The organism is Acinetobacter endophylla, assembly GCF_053543775.1.
Genome location: NZ_JBLVOM010000022.1, coordinates 1 through 20,096, shown reverse-complemented (window position 1 = coordinate 20,096; position 20,096 = coordinate 1). Strand labels below are relative to the sequence as shown.

Here is a 20,096-nt window from a genome sequence, read left to right as displayed (position 1 = left end):
CTTGAAATACCACCCTGGTAATATTGAGGTTCTAACTCTGTCCCGTTATCCGGGACGAGGACCATGTCTGGTGGGTAGTTTGACTGGGGCGGTCTCCTCCTAAAGAGTAACGGAGGAGTACGAAGGTGCGCTCAGCGTGGTCGGAAATCACGCGTAGAGTATAAAGGCAAAAGCGCGCTTAACTGCGAGACCCACAAGTCGAGCAGGTACGAAAGTAGGTCTTAGTGATCCGGTGGTTCTGTATGGAAGGGCCATCGCTCAACGGATAAAAGGTACTCTGGGGATAACAGGCTGATACCGCCCAAGAGTTCATATCGACGGCGGTGTTTGGCACCTCGATGTCGGCTCATCTCATCCTGGGGCTGAAGCAGGTCCCAAGGGTATGGCTGTTCGCCATTTAAAGAGGTACGCGAGCTGGGTTTAGAACGTCGTGAGACAGTTCGGTCCCTATCTACCGTGGGCGTTGGAAATTTGAGAGGATCTGCTCCTAGTACGAGAGGACCAGAGTGGACGAACCTCTGGTGTACCGGTTGTCACGCCAGTGGCATCGCCGGGTAGCTATGTTCGGAAGGGATAACCGCTGAAAGCATCTAAGCGGGAAGCCTACCTCAAGATAAGATTTCCCCGAGACTTTATGTCTCCTAAAGAGCCGTTGAAGACTACGACGTTGATAGGTTGGATGTGGAAGCATAGCGATATGTGAAGCTGACCAATACTAATTGCTCGTGAGGCTTGACTATACAACACCCAAACAGTTGTTGTACGAACTTCGAAAGAAGTGAGGATCAATTGATTCGATATTAAGCAAAACAGCTTGATTTAGTGAACGCTTAAGAACAAATGAGAGTATAATTAAGCACTGCTTAGTTCTACTCGCAAGAACTCAAATATACCTGTTAATGAATTCTATTTGGTAGAAAGCAAGGCAAAACGTAAGACCTAGCAAGTATCCATAAACAGTTGTGCTGGCGACAATAGCAAGAGTGAACCACCTGATCCCTTCCCGAACTCAGAAGTGAAACCTCTTAGCGCTGATGGTAGTGTGGGGTTACCCATGTGAGAGTAAGTCATCGCCAGCTCATTATTCAAAACACCCCCTGTTTTAGACAGGGGGTGTTTTTTTGTGGGTGGGTTTTAGTCAAATCACTGTGGGAATTGTTGAGTATTGATTAAAAACTGGACTCATGGGTTTAGAATTCTAAGGAATAAGTAAGACTTTAGTCGGATATTGCATGAAAAGTAGCTGTGTTGAACTAAGTTGTTGCGAAGACATGGCGATAAGAATCATTAAAAATAATAAATAAGAGTTAGGGTCATGTGTCGTGCTGAAAACAACGAAAAAAACTCACAGGAGGTGAGTAAAAATGGCAGAAAACATGAAGCGAGTAGCAAACACTGTAAGTGTGAATGATGTGATTGATCAGGCAAAATTCACTAAATTTCACTTAAGCATTGTATTATGGTGTTTGTTTATTGTCCTATTTGACGGATATGATTTAGCAATTAACGGTGTCGTTCTGCCTCTACTTATGCAAGAGTGGGGCATGAGTGCTGTTGAAGCAGGCATGCTTGCAAGTACAGCACTCGCTGGCATGATGTTTGGAGCCATGCTATTTGGGATGCTTGCAGACAAAATTGGTCGTAAAAAAGTTATCTTGATTTGTGTTTCTTTATTTAGTGCTTTTACATTTTTGGGTGGATTTACCACTAATCCCACAGAATTTGGTATTTTACGTTTTATTGCTGGTTTAGGGATTGGTGGTGTATTACCAAACTTAGTCGCTTTAACGTCTGAATATGCACCTAAACGTTTAAAAAGCACACTGGTAACCACCATGTTTAGTGGTTATGCCGTGGGCGGTATTATGGCTGCATTATGCGGTACATGGTTTACACCAAGTTTTGGTTGGGAAATTATGTTCTTCATTGCAGGTATTCCATTACTTTTTGTTCCATTTTTTTGGAAGTTCTTACCTGAGTCTTTAACTTTTCTCGTTAAAGAACAAAAAGTGAACGAAGCACGTCGTTTTATAAAGCAAGTCGAGCCAACTGCAGACATACGAGCAGATACTGAACTGGTTCTAGCTAGCGCTGATCAGACCCAAAGTGCATCAGTAAAAGCTTTATTTACAGAAAATCGTGCCACAGGAACATTCTTATTCTGGATTGCTTTCTTTATGTGCTTACTCATGCTTTACGCACTTGGAAGCTGGCTACCAAAACTGATGATGGCAGCGGGATATTCTTTAGGTAGTAGTTTAATGTTCTTATTAGCACTGAATATTGGTGCCGTAATCGGAACCATTAGCGGCGGTATTTTGGCAGACCGTTTTGACTTTAAACCTGTTCTTATGAGTATGTTAACTGTAGGTGTACTATCTTTGGTTGGTTTGGGCTTTAATTCTCCAACCCCTGTTATTTATTTACTTGTCAGTTTAGCAGGTGCCTCATCTATTGGTACCAGTATCTTGTTATATAGCTATGTTGCTCAATACTATCCTGTTGCAGTACGTTCTACTGGTATTGGTTGGGCTTCTGCTGTAGGGCGTACAGGTGCAATTGTTGGCCCAATCGTGATTGGTATGCTGCTTGGTATGGAGTTACCACATAAATGGAACTTTATCGCGGTTGCAATGCCAGGTATTATTGGCATCATCGCTATTTCAATGATTCGTAAGCCACAACCTGGTCGCGTTATGGTGAAAAAATTAAAAACAGCCAAAATTTAAACTCTCGTCATTGATCCATTCAGTTAAAAAGCTCCTTACTTAAAGGGGCTTTTTCATATCTTTAGTATGAAATTAAATCAATATTCACTTGGTCAAAAGAATAAGCGGATTAAAAGAGCTTAAATATTGGGCGAATTAAAAAATAAATATCAATTATTCAAAAGTTTATACTAATAATAGTGTGACATATCACGCAAATAAATGACATTTCCGAGAGCATAGCAGAATATCAATTAGTCTTATTGTGCCTTAAATCCCGCTTGCGTATATTGCCTGACATTGAAGATTGACTCCAGTCTTCAACAAGATGTTATGGACAAGTACTCATGGGAGATGAGAACGATGACAACGGAAAAAATAGATGTAAATTCTGTAGTCGATAATGCGAAATTCACGCCTTTCCACTTCAATGTAGTTGCTTGGTGTTTACTCATTATCTTATTTGATGGCTACGATCTCGCAATCAATGGTGTAGTTTTACCGTTATTGATGCAAGACTGGGGCTTAAGTGCAGTGCAAGCGGGCATGCTTGCAAGTACCGCACTGGCTGGCATGATGTTTGGTGCGATGATCTTCGGTTCCCTCGCGGACAAGATCGGTCGTAAGAAAGTGATCATGATCTGTATTGTATTATTTAGTGGTTTAACCTTTGCCGGCGGCTTTGCTTCAAATCCAACCGAATTCGGTATTTTACGTTTCCTTGCCGGTCTTGGTATTGGTGGCGTAATGCCAAACCTGGTGGCATTGACTTCGGAATATGCCCCACAAAAAATGCGTAGTACGCTGGTGACCACCATGTTTAGTGGTTATGCAGTCGGTGGTGTGATGGCTGCGTTATTGGGTTCATGGTTCACGCCAAGTTTTGGTTGGCAAATCATGTTCTTTATCGCGGGTATTCCACTGTTTTTATTACCAGTGATCTGGAAATTCCTGCCTGAATCGCTCGCATTTATTGTGAAACAGAACAAGCAGCCCGAAGCTCGTCGTATCGTACGTCACTTGGCACCAAATCTGACTGTTACCGAGAATACGACTTTCACTTTGCCACAAGAAAATGTGCCTGAAGCAGCCAACGTGGTAAGTTTGTTCCGTCGTGGCCGTGCGGTCAATACTTTACTGTTCTGGGTCGCGTTCTTCACTTGTCTGTTAACCATGTATGCACTGAGTAGCTGGTTACCGAAGTTGATGATGGCAGCAGGCTACTCGATGGACAACAGCTTGATGTTCATGATGGTGATGAACGTTGGTGCGGTTGTGGGTATTGTCGGTGGTGGTATTCTCGCGGATCGTTTCCACCTGAAACCGGTACTGATGTTCCTCGGTATGATGGGTGCGATTGTGATGAGCTCAATGGGCTTTGCATCTAACCAATTCTTACTTTACATCCTGGTATTCCTGGCGGGTGCAGCGTCGATTGGTTCACAAATGTTGCTATATAGCTATGTTGCGCAGTTCTACCCGCTTGCGGTACGTTCGACAGGTATTGGCTGGTCTTCTGCGATCGGTCGTATGGGCGCGATTGTAGGGCCGATCCTGATTGGTGGCTTACTGGGAATGAACCTGCCTGCTTACTTCAACTTTATGGCAGTCGGTTTGCCGGTTCTGATTACTGCAATTGCTGTTGCATTAATCATGCATGACAATGAATCTGAAAAGATTGGTTCAATTGAGCCTGCAGTGTCTAAAGCTTAAAGCTAAGTTTTTAAATAAGAAGCCTCCGAAAGGAGGCTTTTTTATATTTAAAATCAGAATAATAGTATTCTATAAAGAGAATCAGTTTTATAAAAAGAGATATAACTTTTATGAGAATATTAATTTTAGGTGCAATATTTTTAGCAAATTCTTTTGTGTATGCTCAAAAAATAAATAGTTATGAATGTGTAATAGAAGAAATATCTAATAGTTATGAATGTGTAATAGAAGAAATATCTAATAGTTATGATGTGAAAAATTTAGAGAATCATTACCTTGGTCAAACTTTCAATGTTAATCGTAGTACAGGAATCATAAGTGGGGCTTTGAAAAATGATTACGTTAATAAACCAATTATTATTGATCCAGGCTCCAAAGATAATAGTTTTAAAGTCATTAACTATTTAAAAATAGGGGAAGGATTAGGAAGAGGAAGCAATGTATATTCCCTTATTGTTGAGGAGTACCAAAGTAAACCTATCAAATCCTTTACTTATATGGACAAAGCAATGGTATTTCGCGGTAATTGTAAAAATAAATAATGGATTTTGATTCTTCTCCAAGTAGTTCTCTCTTCAAACATTAAATACATAGTTTTACCGTATTTTCCTATACATATTCATAGCTATAGTTTTTTATTTAGTAGAGCGCGTTAGAATCAATCATAGATATTGAATAAATAGGATTACTCAGATGAACATCAACTCACTCTCCCCAATCCCTGAAGATGATGACGAACTGCATCTTCCTGAACTGGTGTACTGGGCATCTTTAGGCGATGTTGAGCAGGTCGAGCAGGCGCTACAGGAAGGTCTGGACGTCAACTCCGCCGATGAAGAAGGCTATAGCGCCTTACAGGCCGCCGCTGAAAATGATCATCTGGAAGTGGTCAAACTTCTGGTCAGCAAGGGTGCGGACATTGCGCATCGTAGTCCAAATACTGCTTTAGAACTGGCAGAAATGGCCGGCAATAAAGACGTTGTGGCTTATCTGAAAAGTCTGGCCGGTGGTGTCTAAATATAAAAAAGAACCTCAGTGTTGAGGTTCTTTTTTATATTGTAGGAACTTAGGCAACTTCGCCTTCAAGCTCTTTTAAGATCGCTTCATTGAAAGCCGGTAAATCGTCCGGATTGCGTGAAGTAATCAGTACCCAGTCACCGGTATTGCAGCGGTGAACCTGTTCATCGACCCATTTCCCGCCGGCATTTTCCAGATCTAGCTTGATGCTCTTATATGAGGTCAGATTCTTGTCTTTGATGCGCTGTGCATCAATCAGGGTCCATGGCCCATGACAGATTGCGGCAATCGGTTTGTGATTGTCGGCAAAATGCTGAATGATTTTCTGCGCATCCTGATTGATTCTTAAAGTATCTGCATTGACAGTGCCGCCGGGAATCACCAAAAGATCATAATCATTCGGATCGACATGGTCGAAACTGGTATCCGGCGTGTATTGGGTAGCAGCCTTGGTATCACCTTTGACAGTGGCGACATCTTCATTTTTTTCTGCAGCATGAATGACTTCAAAACCTTTGGACTTTAGAAAATTTAAAGGCTCAGTGAGTTCATCATGTTCAATGCCTTGATTGGATGTAATAAAGAGGACCTTTTTTACCATGATTGCTGTTCCCAAAAAATGTGAGGATTTTTAGCTTAACAACAAGGGGATTCTTACAATGTTGGAGTTTTAGCTCGGAACTGTTAAGCAATGATAAATAAAATAATAGGCAGAAAAAAAAGCCCCGACATCCTGTCGGGGCTTTTTCGTATCTCGTGATTTAGGTATAACTCCTGTCGTACCTCACGTCCTGGTGTTGCGATGTTATTCTTGTTTTTAGGTCTTCTGGAGCATCCTGCTCTCTATGTTTATAAAGTAATACACATCCCGGTGGCGCACTAGCAGCAGATTGCGGTTATTGCTGTACGCTTTGGCTTACATCAGCGCAGAGAAATTGAGCTGTGCAAGCTTAACCAGTTGTATTGCATTAAAAATGCACATCTAGACCGATATAAGGGCCTTTAAATTCCAGCTGTAAATCTGGACGTTGATCCTGTTCAAAATCCACTTGCATGATGCGATAACCGATTTTGGCACCGACATCGACCAGCAGATTATCAATGAAATCATATTGCAGTTCGGCTTGTACATCGGTCTTTCGGGTATCACTGCCGTGACTGTAAACCGCTTCTGCTTTGGCACTCATACCGGTAAATGGCAATTTAACTCCGGCTGTTGCATAGAGCAGTGGACTGTATTCATCCAGATCGTATTGAGTGAAAGCGCCAGCAGTCCGGTTTTCCACCGTACCATCCAGATTGGTTAAACCTGTGCCTATATCCGCATGCACAATGGTATCCAGCAATTCGTAATACAGAATATAGTCAATATTGTTCAGCTCGATATCTGAGGCATTGATAAGAGAACTCTGTTCGCTGGTGCTGTCCAGATTGACGTATTTGATTTTTGCATTTGGTAACAATGGCACCGGATGTTCTACAGCGACAGATAGTTGTGCTGTACCTTGTCGATCCAGCTCATGCTTGAAATTGTTATCCTGGCTATAGCCGTCAAAATCCCAGTAGCTGAGATCCGCTTTCACGCCGATTACATCTGCATGACTGAGCGTACTGAGTCCAAAACCGAAGAATAAGGTGGTGAGTATTTTTGCGCGCATGGCTCTATTCCCTAAAGCTTTATTAAAATTGGAGGTGTCTGGTTACTTAAAAACATCTTCTTAATATGGAGTAGCAAGTGCATGATATAGAGAATTTCAAAAATGTATATCCTTGGATTTTGCAGGACAATAAGATGGTAGCGAGAAGCACACAACAAACGAAAGAGTATGCATTATATGTCGCCGGTCAGGCCGTTCAGACGGGTGAATGGTTAGAGGTCAAACATAAATATAACCACGAACTGTATGCCCGTGTCGCCTTGGCTGATGCCAATACACTGGAACAGGCGATTCAGTCTGCCGTATATGCTGAAGCCGAAATGGCTGCCTTGGAGCCGTTTCAGAAACAGAAAATTCTGCTGCATTGCGTACGCCGTTTTCGTGAGATTCATGAAGAACTGACTGAAATTCTGATTGCAGAAGGGGGCAAGCCGCGTAAAGCAGCTGAAGCCGAAGTTGAACGTCTGATTAATACTTTCCAGATTGCCGCAGATGCCGTGACCCAAGTTGATCAGGGACGTATGCTGCCTTTGGCCGTGACTGCGGCAGCATCCGGTTATCGGGGCATTGTAAAACAGGTGCCGATTGGTGCAGTGTCTTTGATTAGTCCGTTTAATTTTCCTTTAAACCTGACCGCGCATAAAATTGCTCCTGCGATTGCAGCCGGTTGTCCCTTTGTGCTGAAACCACCTAGCCTGACCCCGATTTCTGCCTTAAAAATTGCTGAAATTATGGCGGAAACCGATTTACCGCGAGGTGCGTTTTCGGTATTGCCCTGTCCGCGAGAGCTGGCTGATCTACTGGTCACCGATGAGCGTTTTAAATTACTCAGTTTTACCGGTTCCGATGCTGTAGGCTGGGATATGAAAGCGCGTGCCGGTCGTAAAAAAGTGGTCTTGGAGCTGGGTGGCAATGCTGCTGTCATGATTGAGCCAGATACCGAAATTAACGATGCCTTGATTAACCGTCTAATTGGCGGGGCGTATAACCATGCCGGACAGGTGTGTATCAGTGTGCAACGCATTTTGGTGCATCAGCAGATTTATACTGAAGTGAAAGAAAAACTACTGGCGAAACTGAAAACGATTAAAGCAGCCGATCCGAATTTAAGCACGACCTTGGTTGGTCCGATGATCAAAGAAGCAGAAGCTAAACGCCTGAAAAAATGGCTGGATAAAGCCTTGAAAAAAGATGCGAAAATCCTGATTGGAGGTGAGCTAAATGGTGTGATGTTCGCACCGACCTTGCTGGAAAATGTAGACCACAGTCTGGAAATCTACCGTGATGAAGCCTTTGGCCCGGTGGCAATTCTGGAAGCGTATGCTGATTTCGAATCCGGTATTGCCTGTATCAACCGCAGCCGTTTTGGCTTGCAAGCTGGGGTCTATACCCAGAATCTGAACAAGATGCTGTATGCCTGGGATCATCTGCATGTGGGCGGTGTCATCATCAATGATATTCCGTCTTTCCGGGTCGATAACATGCCTTATGGCGGGGTCAAAGATTCAGGTCTGGGTCGTGAAGGAATTCAGTCAGCCATTCGCGACATGCAGGAAGAGCGCATGCTGGTGATTAAAGCCTAAGTTTAGAATACTCATCGCTTCGATATCACAGGCAGCTTGTTTTAAATCTGCTTGTGATATTTAAACCGGTTTTTAAAGAGGTCAAAATTCCATGAGAGAATTTGATTTCCCATATCACGGCTTGGTCATTTGCCTTAGTATGAGCCGTTTCATCTTCAAATAATGATCTAAAAACAGATGCTGGATCAGAGTCTTGGAATACATTTTTTGAAACAGCGACCCTGTAGTAAAACTTAAGAAAAATATATTCCAAAAAGTTTGTCAATATATAACTTGTTTAATCTGGCTTATTTCGCAGAATTATTGAACGCTTAATTCGAATAGATTATAAATAACGAATATTTTAAGCAGAATTTACAGAAAAAATTTAAAAAAGTCAGTATTGTTAAATCATCTACAAGGTCAGTTTTTCGATCAGACTTTAAGCAAGATGTAAGACCTGCTGACCTGTTTGTACATTAGAATTCGACGCCCACAAGGTGCCCTCTAATTCAAACACCCAAAATTATTGAAAATACTTCTTTTTTTGCTTGCGCCATAACCATAACAAGCAGCATCTAAAGGGGTTAAAAGTTTAGGTGTTCTATGACAGAAACTCGTGAGAATTGGTCCGCACGATCAGGATTCATTATTGCAGCGATTGGTTCCGCCGTTGGCTTGGGGAATATCTGGCGTTTCCCTTATGTTGCCTATGAAAATGGTGGCGGGGCATTCCTGATCCCCTATCTGATTGCGATTTTCGCAGCAGGTTTACCTTTATTGTTTTTAGACTATGCGGTCGGACACAAGTTCCGTAAAGCACCGCCTATGGCCTATAAAAAACTCATGAATGCCGAATCCCTGGGTTGGTGGCAGGTCATGGTCACTCTGGTGATCGGGATTTACTATGCCAGCGTCTTGTCCTGGGCTGGCAGCTATATGTTCTATTCCTTTGGACAGCAGTGGGGCACAGATACCCAAGGCTTCTTCTTCAATACTTACCTGCAAAATGGTGAGGGTCTGACGCTCGGTTTTGTACCTGTGCTGTTCTTTGGTCTGGTGGTCGTTTGGGCAGCAGTCATGCTGATTCTTTACGGTGGAGTACGCCGTGGGGTGGAACTGGCGAATAAAATCTTTATGCCATTGCTGGTGATTTTATTCACGATCCTAGTGATTCAGGCAGTACGTTTACCTGGTGCAGTCGATGGCTTAAATGCTTTCTTCACGCCGAACTGGGAAGCGATGACCAACTATAAAGTCTGGTTAGCTGCTTTTGGTCATATCTTCTTCTCACTGTCAGTTGGCTTCGGGATCATGTTGACCTATGCGTCTTACCTGAAACGCAAAACTAACCTGACCGGTTCCGGGATTGTGGTGGCATTGGCCAACTCGTCTTTTGAAATTCTGGCGGGTATTGGTGTCTTTGCCGCGCTTGGTTTTATGGCGTTCAGCTCAGGTGCGAAAGTTGAAGATGTAGTATCTGGCGGTATTGGTCTGGCCTTTATTGCGTTTCCAAAAATCATTTCCAGTTTAGGTGCAGGTGGTGACCTGTTCGGTTTCCTGTTCTTTGGTTCATTGACGGTGGCGGGTATTACCTCCATGGTCAGTATCCTGCAAGTTCCGATTGCTGCGTTCCAGGACAAACTGGGCTGGTCAAAGAACAAGTCAGTGACCATTATTGCGGGTGGTTCAGCAGTGATTTCTACCCTGATGTTCTCGACACATAGTGCCATTACCTTTGTCGATATCATCGACTACTTTGCCAATAACATCGGTATTGTCGGTGGTGGTCTGTTATCGATTATTCTGTTGTCGTGGTTCCGTCGTCCATTAATGAAACAGCTGGAAGGCCATGTGAATGAGTTTGCCAGCGTGAAACTGGGTGCCAGCTGGAACTTCATGCTGACGGTGATCACGCCTTTGTCATTATTGCTGGCATTGGGCTTGACCCTGAAATCCGTCATGGCAGAAGGTTATGGTGGCTATGCTGCCAGTACCCTATGGATGGTAGGTGGAGGAGTGATGGCATTCTTTATTCTGGGTGCCATTCTGTTCAGCCTGATCAAAGACCGTCACAGCTAGGAGAGCGACTATGAATACATCTGCACTAATCATGATGATCATCTCCATCGTTTTATTATGGGGTGGTCTGGTACTGGCTGTGATTCATCTGGTAAAGAATCCGGAAGAACCAGAAGACTAAAAATCTTCACATAAACGTACTGTTGCCATAAACGGAAGTCATTATCATCCTTGATGATAATGACTTTTTTAATGGCTGATGCTTTGACATGATTTCCGTTTCAGATGGACAAGTCTATACAGCCTTTGCCGTAACTTTATTTGCCGGGCTGGCCACCGTGGTGGGTGGGGGGCTGGTATTATTCTTAAAAAAACCCAATTTCCGCCTGCTGGCCTTTGGTTTGGCCTTTGCTGCCGGTGCCATGATCTATGTCTCTTTAACCGAAATTCTGAACAAATCGATTGCGTCCTTTAGTCTGGATTTTGATGAAAAAACCGGTTTTGCCTTTGGCACTTTTGCTTTTTTACTGGGCGTGGTTTTGGTGTTATTGCTGGATCGCTTTGTGCCGAATCCGCATGACACGATTGAAACCCATTCTGCCAAGGGCGTCAGTTCCCCCCAATTACTGCGTACCGGTATGCTGACCCTGTTTGCGATTAGCGCACATAACCTACCAGAAGGACTGGCGACGTTTTTTGCCACACTAGAAAGCCCAGCTTTAGGTGCGCCGTTGGCGGTGGCAATTGCGATTCATAATGTGCCAGAAGGTGTGGCGATAGCCTTGCCGGTATATATGGCCACCGGCCGTAAAGATTATGCGCTCTGGGCCAGTCTGGTCTCGGGCCTGGCCGAACCATTGGGGGCAGCGCTCGGTTATTTTATTCTGGCACCTTATATGAGTGAAACCGTCTATGGTCTGATCTTTGGGGTGATTGGCGGCGTGATGGTTTATCTGGCACTGGATGAATTATTGCCGACGGCAAAACGCTATGCCAAAGGACATGAAACGGTATATGGGCTGGTCAGTGGCATGGCTGCATTGGCCAGCAGTCTGGTGATTTTTAAGTTTATTCAATAAACCTCATATTCACTAAATCACGAGATATAAAAAAGGCAGCTTAGGCTGCCTTTCATTTTAAACGCATGATTTATGCCGTTTTTTCAATACGGCAATAGAAGAAGCCGTCGCCTTGATCCGCTTTCGGTAACAATTGACGGCCATGAATCTGTTCGATGCCCCAATCGGCTTCGATTTTGATTTCTTTGGCATCGGCATGTTGAGCAAAGAACTCGACCATCTGTTGTTCATTTTCGGCTTTCAGAATTGAACAGGTGATGTACAGCAACGTACCACCGACTTTCAGTTGCTGCCACATATTTTCCAGAATCTGCTTTTGCAGCTGTACCGTTTGCGGAATATCGGTAGAGTGACGTAACAAGCGAATATCCGGATGACGACGGATCACACCAATTGCAGAGCATGGTGCATCCAGTACGATACAATCGACCGGCTCCGGAGCGGTCCAGGTGATCGCATCAGCCGCGATAATTTCAACGTCGGCATATTCAGTTAACAGTAAACGTTCCAGATTTTCTGCCACACGGACTAAACGTTTAGCATCCTGATCAATGGCATAGAGTTTTTTCGGGCTGTATTTTTCCAAGATATGCGCAGTCTTACCCCCTGGCGCAGCGCAGGCATCTACTACGATTTTGCCTTCAAGGTCAGGAACTAAGGTCGCACACAGCTGGGCATGTTCATCCTGCACCGAGAAACCGCCGGCTTCATAGCCCGGCAGGTTCGGAATATGCACATTCTGTTCCAGTACAATCCCAACTTCAGAAAGAGTACAGGCACGTGCTTCATAGCCTTCTTCTTCCAGAATTTCCAGATATTCATCACGGCTGACCTGATTGATATTGACACGCAAGGTAAGCGGCGCAATCTGTTTCAAGTCATGTGACAGCTCGGCAAGCTGTTCCGGCCAGTCTTTCTTTAAACGCTTGTAGAGCCAGCTTGGCAGGCCATGCGCCTGATTTAAAGCCAGGTCAAATTCTTCTGTTTCACGTGAAACACGACGCAGTACCGCATTGACCAGACCGCTTAAAGGTTCAAATCCCAGCTGTTTGGCTGCAGTGACGGTTTCTGAAATCGCAGCATGTGCCGGAATACGCGTACATAGAATCTGGTACAAACCCAAATATAAGCAGCTTTCTAGAGCCTGGTTATCAAGAGGTTTGGTTAATAGCGGCAGGGTGATGGCTTTCAGGCCATGCCACTGACGTAAACAGCCTAGCGTTAACTCGTGATAAAGACCACGGTCACGTTCAGACACAATATTAATATGTTGATTGAGTACAGAAGCAAGTGATTGGCCATTTTGTACAGCCAATAGCGTTTTTACAACTTGCGCGCGCAAATTCAAATTTTTAGCTGATGATTGAATTTGGCTCATGCGAATTTATATCCTACCGATAGTTTTTGAGTTTGATTAATTTGAACAGCATTCAGGGCTTTGCCGCCTGGCCATTGCAGATTGGTGATGCAAATGACATTTTGATCGCCACACATTACATGCACGCCGTCTTTATCCAGGGTAATTACTTCACCAGGCAGGGCATTGCTTGCGTTTTGCTTGGAAAGTGATGAACTCCAGATGCGTAAATTGTTGCTGTCATCAAGCGGGGTAAATGCCACTGGCCAAGGATTAAAGGCACGAATATTACGGTCAATGTCTGCTGCAGGCTGGGTCCAATCAATTTGCGCTTCGGCTTTTGTCAGTTTATGCGCGTAAACCGTCAGGCTTTCATCCTGAACTTCACGAGTCTCAAGATAGTGCTGTAAAGTCTGTTCCGATTCGAGCACGGCCACAATCGCCTCAGCACCTTGTAACGCCAGTTTGTCATGCAGGCTGGCAGAAGTATCCTCGGCGCTAATCGGGCACAATGTTTTATACATCATATCCCCGGTATCCAGACCGGCCGCCATTTTCATAATGGTTACACCGGTCTCGGCATCGCCGGTAGCAATCGCGCGCTGAATCGGGGCTGCACCGCGCCAGCGCGGCAACAGGGAACCATGAATATTCAGGCAACCATATTTTGGCGTATCCAGAACCACTTGTGGCAGGATCAGGCCATAAGCCGCCACTACCATCACATCTGCATTTAAGGCTTTAAGTTCCGCTTGCGCTGCCAGACCTTCTTCAGTCGAAGATTTGAAGTGAAGCGGTTGGTAGACCGGAATATTATTTTCTAAAGCCAGCTGCTTGACTGCAGAAGCTCTCAGTTTTTGTCCACGTCCAGCTTTGCGGTCCGGTTGAGTGTAGACCGCAACAATTTCATGTTCGGTTTTAAGCAGTGCAGCCAATGCTGTGGCTGCAAATTCTGGTGTGCCCGCAAATATGATCTTCACACATGAAATTCCAAATAAACTTAAAGGGTATTATAAGCCAAAAGCCAAATTTCAGCCTAATCGTTGCAAAAACTTATCGAATAAGGCCTGTGAGTACTTGAATTTCGGTGGAATTTTTATATAAAAAAAACTCATGCAAATTGTAAAAATTATTCATGAAAGTTTTGTATTGTCCTGATGATGATGGCGGTATAGTAGATTTCATTAAGAAATTTTTATCGTCAGATCATCCAAACCTCTCTATAGACATTTTTGCCTGCATCTACACCCAAAAGGCCATCTTGTAAATCAAGGGCTTGTAGTATGATAGGTTTAAAATTCAACTGATTTAAGCTCCTTGTCAGTATGATTTAGCCAGAGTGGATCTGCCCGATTCATTGCAAGCTCAAACTTTGTTGGAAATATAAAATGCCTGACTATCGTTCAAAAACATCGACACACGGAAGAAATATGGCTGGCGCACGCGGTTTATGGCGTGCCACCGGCATGAAAGATGAAGATTTCGGTAAACCGATTATTGCGGTGGTGAACTCGTTCACCCAGTTTGTACCGGGTCATGTGCATCTTAAAGATCTGGGTCAGCTGGTGGCACGTCAAATTGAAGCGTCAGGCGGTGTAGCAAAAGAATTCAATACCATTGCGGTCGATGACGGTATTGCGATGGGTCATGACGGCATGCTGTATTCATTGCCTTCACGAGATCTGATTGCAGACTCGGTCGAGTACATGGTCAATGCCCATTGTGCCGATGCGATGGTGTGTATCTCGAACTGTGACAAGATCACCCCGGGAATGTTGATGGCCGCGATGCGCCTGAACATTCCGGTGGTATTTGTCTCTGGCGGTCCGATGGAAGCGGGCAAGGTCAAAATCCGTGGCAATGAACACGCGATTGACCTGGTGGATGCCATGGTGGTTGCGGCAGACGACAGCTTTACTGATGAAGAAGTGGCAGCTTATGAGCGTTCAGCCTGTCCTACCTGTGGTTCATGTTCAGGCATGTTCACCGCCAACTCCATGAACTGTTTGACCGAAGCTTTAGGTTTATCTTTACCGGGTAATGGTTCTACGCTGGCAACCCACGCAAATCGTAAAAAATTATTCGAGCGTGCGGGTCAATTGATTGTTGAAATCACTAAACGTCATTATGAGCAAAATGACTACAGCTTGTTGCCACGTTCAATCGCGACCAAAGCAGCGTTTGAAAATGCCATGACGCTGGATATTTCAATGGGTGGTTCAACCAATACGGTTCTGCATCTGTTGGCAGCAGCACACGAGGCTGAAGTCGACTTCACGATGACCGACATCGACCGTTTGTCGCGTAATGTGCCGGTTCTTTGTAAGGTTGCCCCAGCGAAACAGGATGTCCATATGGAAGATGTACACCGTGCCGGTGGCATCATGTCGATTCTGGGCGAACTGGATCGTGCAGGCTTGCTGGATACATCTGTTCCAACCGTCCATGAAAAAACTTTAAAAGATGCCTTGGATAAATGGGACATCATCCGTACTGAAGATGAAGACGTGTATCAATTCTTTAAGTCAGCGCCGGGCGGTGTACCAACGCAGACGGCATTCTCACAAGACCGTTACTATGCCCGTTTAGATGGTGACCGTGACAATGGCGTGATCCGTAATGCAGCCAACGCCTTCTCGCAAGATGGTGGCCTGGCAGTACTTTATGGCAACATCGCACTGGAAGGCTGTATCGTAAAAACAGCGGGTGTGGATGATTCCATCCTGAAATTCAACGGGACTGCACGTGTGTTTGAAAGCCAGGATGCTGCTGTAGAAGCGATTCTGGGCGGCAAAATCACTGCGGGTGATGTGGTGGTAATTCGCTACGAAGGTCCACGTGGTGGTCCGGGCATGCAGGAAATGCTGTATCCAACCAGTTATCTTAAATCGAAAGGTTTGGGTAAAGACTGTGCACTTTTAACGGATGGCCGTTTCTCAGGCGGTTCGTCTGGCCTTTCAATCGGTCACGTATCTCCTGAAGCTGCGGAAGGCGGTGCGATTGGTCTGGTTGAAGATGGTGACCGTATCGAAATTGATATTCCAAACCGGACTATTCACCTGGCCGTAGACGAAGCAACCATGGCAGCACGCCGTGAAGCACAAGAAGCCAAAGGCTGGAAGCCTGCGGAACAGCGTCCGCGTAAAGTGTCTAAAGCACTGAAAGCGTATGCGATGCATACTACCAGTGCCTCGAAAGGTGCAGTACGTGATATCTAATTTGTAATTTTACAGATTTAAATAGCACTCCAGATGGGGTGCTTTTTTTATACAAGAAACTATTTTTAGACTTTCCAAATTATGCCCAGTAGAATGCGACAGGAAGTCGCACGTTTGCCCGTATGGCAGGGATGCCATATCGGGCAAACAAAGGGATTTTGTTTACTTTTGGCCCGGCAAAAGTAAAAGTGCCTACGAGATAGCATTAAAAATTACTCAGGTAATTTGAGGCTGTATGGTAAAAAAATCGAAGATCCACTTAAAATCAAAGCGTTAATAACTTTAAAAGTTCTGATGATCTTTGTGCAGGCAGAATCTTACTTTTGACGGCGCAAAAGTAACAAAACGCTCTTGTTCCGCTAACTTTACTTCCCTGTAGAGTAGCGAAACGGCGACATCCATGTCGCTTGATCATGTGATTAAAATTTTTTAAGTATTCATCAAAATGTTTTTCTATAGGGTAATTTCTTTTACATGCCGAATGCTTTCTATACAATAGTCTTAAAATAAATTGCTGAAACTGAAGTTTCAAATCAGTCGACGCCCAGGAAGAAAATAATGAGTAAAGATAATATCCGCGAGCATTCAGCCCCCGTTTATGAAGGCATTGAAAATGCACCAGCCCGTTCCATGATGCGTGCCACAGGTTTTCAAGATGCTGATTTTGAACGTCCATTTATTGGTATTGCCTCGACCTGGGCCAATGTCACGCCTTGTAATATGCATATTGATGGTCTGGCCAGAACTGTAGAGCAGGGCGTGAGTGCGGCAGGCGGCAAGGGGATTATCTTTAATACCATTACCATTTCAGATGGTATTTCCAATGGCACGGAAGGCATGAAATATTCACTGCTGTCACGGGAAGTGATCGCAGACTCGATTGAAACGGTCGTGGGCTGTCAGGCTTATGATGGGGTGATCGCCATTGGTGGCTGTGATAAAAATATGCCCGGCTGCATTATGGGGTTAGCCCGTTTAAACCGTCCGGGTCTGTTTATTTATGGCGGCACCATCAAACCAGGCGAAGGCCATACCGACATGATTTCGGTATTTGAAGCGGTCGGTCAATATGCCAAAGGTGAAATTAACGCGATTCAGGTCAAGCATATTGAAGAAGTGTCTTTGCCGGGTCCGGGTTCTTGTGGTGGTATGTATACGGCTAACTCGATGGCCTCTGCGATTGAAGCACTCGGTATGAGCTTGCCGGGTTCGTCCGCGCAAGAAGCAGTTTCGGATGACAAACAAATTGACTGTGCCCGTGCCGGTGAGGCGGTGATGAATCTGTTGCGACTGGATATCAAGCCGCGTGACATCATGACCAAGGCTGCCTTTGAAAATTCGATCAAGGTTTTGATTGCGTTGGGTGGTTCGACCAATGGTGTACTGCATCTTTTGGCCATGGCGCATACCGCAGGGGTTGAATTGAGTCTTGATGATTTCGTACGGATTGGTAAAGATATTCCGGTGGTGGCCGACGTGCGTCCATCAGGTAAATATCTGATGTCAGAACTGATTGCGATTGGTGGAATTCAACCACTGATGAAGCGCATGCTGGATGCCGGCATGCTGGATGGCTCATGTCTGACGGTCACAGGTAAGACGCTGGCAGAAAATCTGGCCGATGTGCAGGACTATCCGGAAGGCCAGCAGATTATTCTGCCTTTTGATGCGCCAGTGAAAAAAGACTCACATCTGGTGATTCTAAAAGGCAATCTGTCACCGAAGGGCGCGGTCGCCAAAATTACCGGTAAGGAAGGACTGCATTTTGCTGGCCCGGCTCGCGTGTTTGAAGGTGAGCAGGGTGCCATGCGCGGTATTCTGGATGGCGAAGTCCAGCCGGGTGAAGTGGTGGTGATTCGTGGCGTTGGTCCCAAAGGTGGCCCGGGAATGCCAGAAATGCTGAAACCGACCTCTGCGATTATCGGGAAGGGCTTAGGCGCTTCAGTTGCCCTGATTACCGATGGACGCTTCTCGGGTGGCAGTCACGGTTTTGTGATTGGTCATGTCACCCCCGAAGCTTATGATGGCGGCCCGATTGGTCTGGTACAAAATGGCGACCAGATTTCAATTAATGCGGAAACCCGGGAAATGACCTGGCATGTGGATGAGCCGGAGATTGCAGCACGTCAAGCAGCCTGGATCAAACCAAAACCGAACTATACCCATGGAGCACTGGCCAAATTCGCCAAACTGACCTCAGGTGCAGAAACCGGGGCGGTCACTGACTTGAATCTTGACCTCTAATCCATTGTTAAACATTGAACATTTGCTTATCTTAATCGGGCGTAAGACCCTCACCGACAGTCAGGTGGGGGATACAAGCGAGTGGCGATAGCCATATTAAAGATAATGTTTTCTTGGTTTTATTGCTTATTTTTGCTATAATTCAAACACTACAATTCTTTTATAAACAATGATTTAATGAAGATTTTACAACACTACAAGTTTAGGCTTCTGCCTAACCAAGAACAGGAAATATTGCTTAATCAAGCAATAGGTTCTGCTCGTTTTGTGTGGAATCAAATTCTCGCTAAATCATTTGAAATGTTTGCTAAAGATGAATATATTCGTTACGAAAGCATTGAAAAAAAATTAGTACCCCTTAAAAAAACACCTGAATTTTCTTTTCTTGGTCAAACATATTCAGCTTGCTTACAGCAAAAAATACGTGATCTTGCTCAAGCATGGGGTAAGTTTTACAACAAAAAAGAACAAGCTCGTTTAAAGCAAAACAAGCGGAAACCACGTAAACCCAATTTTTTTAAATTGGCTGATGGTGGTGAGATTCAGCTTAGACCACTCATGCCAAGATTCAAGAAGAAATCAGATGGTGAGCAATCTTTTAGACTTCCATTTGCAGATTGTGAGGTTATTAGTGATCGAGTTTCTTTGCCTAAAAAAACAGGTTGGATAAGATTTAAAAAATCACAAGAAATTGTTGGTAAAATCACAAGTATTACAATTAAGAAAATTTGTGGGCTTTGGTATGTTTCATTTTGTACTAACCGTGAAATCGAACAACCAATTCATCCATCAAAATCTGCAATTGGTGTTGATCTTGGCATTAAGCAATTAATTACAATATCAACAGGTCAGGTATTTGACCCAATCAATAGTTTTAAAGCCAATCAAGTAAAGTTGGCTAGGCTTCAACGCAAGTTGAGAAAGAAAACCGAATTTAGTCAAAATTGGAAAAAACTTAATTTAAAGATCAATAAATTACATCATCATATTGCCAATATTCGGCATGACTACTTGCACAAAGTCACGACAACTCTCAGCAAAAACCACGCAATGATCGTAGTTGAGGACTTAAAAGTAGCCAATATGTCGAAGTCAGCCAAAGGCTCAATCGAAGAAAAAGGAAAGAATGTTAAAGCTAAATCAGGCTTGAACAAATCAATCCTAGATCAAGGTTGGTCAATGCTTGTTAATATGTTGGTGTACAAACAGCAATGGCGAGGTGGTTTACTCGTTAAAGTTGACCCTAAATATACAAGTCAGACTTGTAGTTCATGTGGTCACGTTGCAAAAGAAAATAGGCTCACTCAGGCAAACTTTAGTTGTGTCGAGTGTGGCTTTAGCGAGAATGCAGATATTAATGCTTCTCGCAACATTTTAGCGGTGGGACACACCGTTTTGTCTGTCGAGGGAAGATGCGGTAAAGATCGCCCTGTGAAGCAGAAAGCAAGTGAAATCCGTGAGGAAGTCACCTAAGAGCTTTTGCTTTTAGAATCCCCCACTTGAGCTAGTCGAAAGTGG

The 20,096-nt window shown here is 44.3% G+C and carries 15 protein-coding genes and 2 rRNA genes; 13 read left to right on the top strand and 4 right to left on the bottom strand.

The window, feature by feature from the left end:
* The 6 genes from ACNPNW_RS03120 to ACNPNW_RS03095 all read left to right on the top strand — a co-directional run.
* A 23S ribosomal RNA gene (locus ACNPNW_RS03120) occupies positions 1-740 on the top strand; the annotation flags it as partial.
* Positions 741-964: 224 nt separating this feature from the next.
* Positions 965-1,079, top strand: a 5S ribosomal RNA gene (rrf, locus tag ACNPNW_RS03115).
* 285 nt (positions 1,080-1,364) lie between these two features.
* Positions 1,365-2,729, top strand: coding sequence for an MFS transporter (locus tag ACNPNW_RS03110; RefSeq protein WP_005268223.1), 1,365 nt, complete (start codon positions 1,365-1,367; stop codon positions 2,727-2,729).
* A 342-nt stretch (positions 2,730-3,071) separates the two neighbouring features.
* A complete protein-coding gene (locus tag ACNPNW_RS03105; RefSeq protein ID WP_005268221.1) occupies positions 3,072-4,421 on the top strand; it encodes an aromatic acid/H+ symport family MFS transporter in 1,350 nt (449 codons plus the stop codon).
* Between the two features lie 110 nt (positions 4,422-4,531).
* Positions 4,532-4,963, top strand: a complete 432-nt coding sequence (locus ACNPNW_RS03100) for a hypothetical protein (protein WP_448766511.1) — start codon at positions 4,532-4,534, stop codon at positions 4,961-4,963.
* Positions 4,964-5,114: 151 nt separating this feature from the next.
* Complete coding sequence (locus ACNPNW_RS03095; protein ID WP_005268216.1) at positions 5,115-5,438, top strand: ankyrin repeat domain-containing protein; 324 nt, start codon at positions 5,115-5,117, stop codon at positions 5,436-5,438.
* Between the two features lie 49 nt (positions 5,439-5,487).
* Here ACNPNW_RS03095 and ACNPNW_RS03090 read toward each other — a convergent pair whose 3' ends face one another.
* Positions 5,488-6,039 carry a type 1 glutamine amidotransferase domain-containing protein gene (locus ACNPNW_RS03090; RefSeq protein WP_005268215.1) on the bottom strand — a complete coding sequence of 184 codons (552 nt, stop codon included), beginning with the start codon at positions 6,037-6,039 and terminating at the stop codon, positions 5,488-5,490.
* A 367-nt stretch (positions 6,040-6,406) separates the two neighbouring features.
* The gene (locus ACNPNW_RS03085) at positions 6,407-7,096 is read right to left on the bottom strand and encodes a TIGR04219 family outer membrane beta-barrel protein (RefSeq protein ID WP_005268214.1); all 690 of its coding nucleotides are present in this window, start codon (positions 7,094-7,096) and stop codon (positions 6,407-6,409) included.
* Between the two features lie 134 nt (positions 7,097-7,230).
* Between ACNPNW_RS03085 and ACNPNW_RS03080 the strand changes: the two genes are divergently transcribed.
* The 4 genes from ACNPNW_RS03080 (at position 7,231) to zupT (ending at position 11,759) form a co-directional block, all read left to right on the top strand.
* Positions 7,231-8,679: an aldehyde dehydrogenase family protein gene (locus tag ACNPNW_RS03080; protein WP_026056551.1), complete on the top strand. Its 1,449-nt coding sequence runs from the start codon at positions 7,231-7,233 to the stop codon at positions 8,677-8,679.
* 585 nt (positions 8,680-9,264) lie between these two features.
* On the top strand, positions 9,265-10,740 hold the full coding sequence (locus ACNPNW_RS03075) for a sodium-dependent transporter (RefSeq protein WP_448766510.1): 1,476 nt from the start codon (positions 9,265-9,267) through the stop codon (positions 10,738-10,740).
* A 10-nt stretch (positions 10,741-10,750) separates the two neighbouring features.
* Positions 10,751-10,861, top strand: coding sequence for a methionine/alanine import family NSS transporter small subunit (locus ACNPNW_RS03070; RefSeq protein WP_005268210.1), 111 nt, complete (start codon positions 10,751-10,753; stop codon positions 10,859-10,861).
* Between the two features lie 88 nt (positions 10,862-10,949).
* Positions 10,950-11,759, top strand: coding sequence for a zinc transporter ZupT (gene zupT, locus ACNPNW_RS03065; RefSeq protein ID WP_005268208.1), 810 nt, complete (start codon positions 10,950-10,952; stop codon positions 11,757-11,759).
* A gap of 70 nt (positions 11,760-11,829) precedes the next feature.
* Here zupT and rsmB read toward each other — a convergent pair whose 3' ends face one another.
* Together rsmB and fmt are read right to left on the bottom strand one after the other, a co-directional pair.
* Entirely contained in the window at positions 11,830-13,137 is a 1,308-nt protein-coding gene (gene rsmB, locus ACNPNW_RS03060) for a 16S rRNA (cytosine(967)-C(5))-methyltransferase RsmB (RefSeq protein WP_004280818.1), read from the bottom strand.
* Entirely contained in the window at positions 13,134-14,096 is a 963-nt protein-coding gene (fmt, locus tag ACNPNW_RS03055) for a methionyl-tRNA formyltransferase (RefSeq protein ID WP_005268206.1), read from the bottom strand. The genes rsmB and fmt overlap by 4 nt, the downstream gene beginning before the upstream one ends.
* Before the next feature lie 408 nt (positions 14,097-14,504).
* Between fmt and ilvD (ACNPNW_RS03050) the strand changes: the two genes are divergently transcribed.
* From ilvD (ACNPNW_RS03050) to ACNPNW_RS03040, 3 genes are all read left to right on the top strand, one after another.
* Positions 14,505-16,334: a dihydroxy-acid dehydratase gene (gene ilvD, locus ACNPNW_RS03050; RefSeq protein ID WP_026056552.1), complete on the top strand. Its 1,830-nt coding sequence runs from the start codon at positions 14,505-14,507 to the stop codon at positions 16,332-16,334.
* A gap of 558 nt (positions 16,335-16,892) precedes the next feature.
* Positions 16,893-18,578: a dihydroxy-acid dehydratase gene (ilvD, locus tag ACNPNW_RS03045; RefSeq protein ID WP_448766509.1), complete on the top strand. Its 1,686-nt coding sequence runs from the start codon at positions 16,893-16,895 to the stop codon at positions 18,576-18,578.
* 177 nt (positions 18,579-18,755) lie between these two features.
* Complete coding sequence (locus ACNPNW_RS03040; RefSeq protein WP_262466690.1) at positions 18,756-20,051, top strand: RNA-guided endonuclease InsQ/TnpB family protein; 1,296 nt, start codon at positions 18,756-18,758, stop codon at positions 20,049-20,051.
* Positions 20,052-20,096 lie beyond the last annotated feature (45 nt).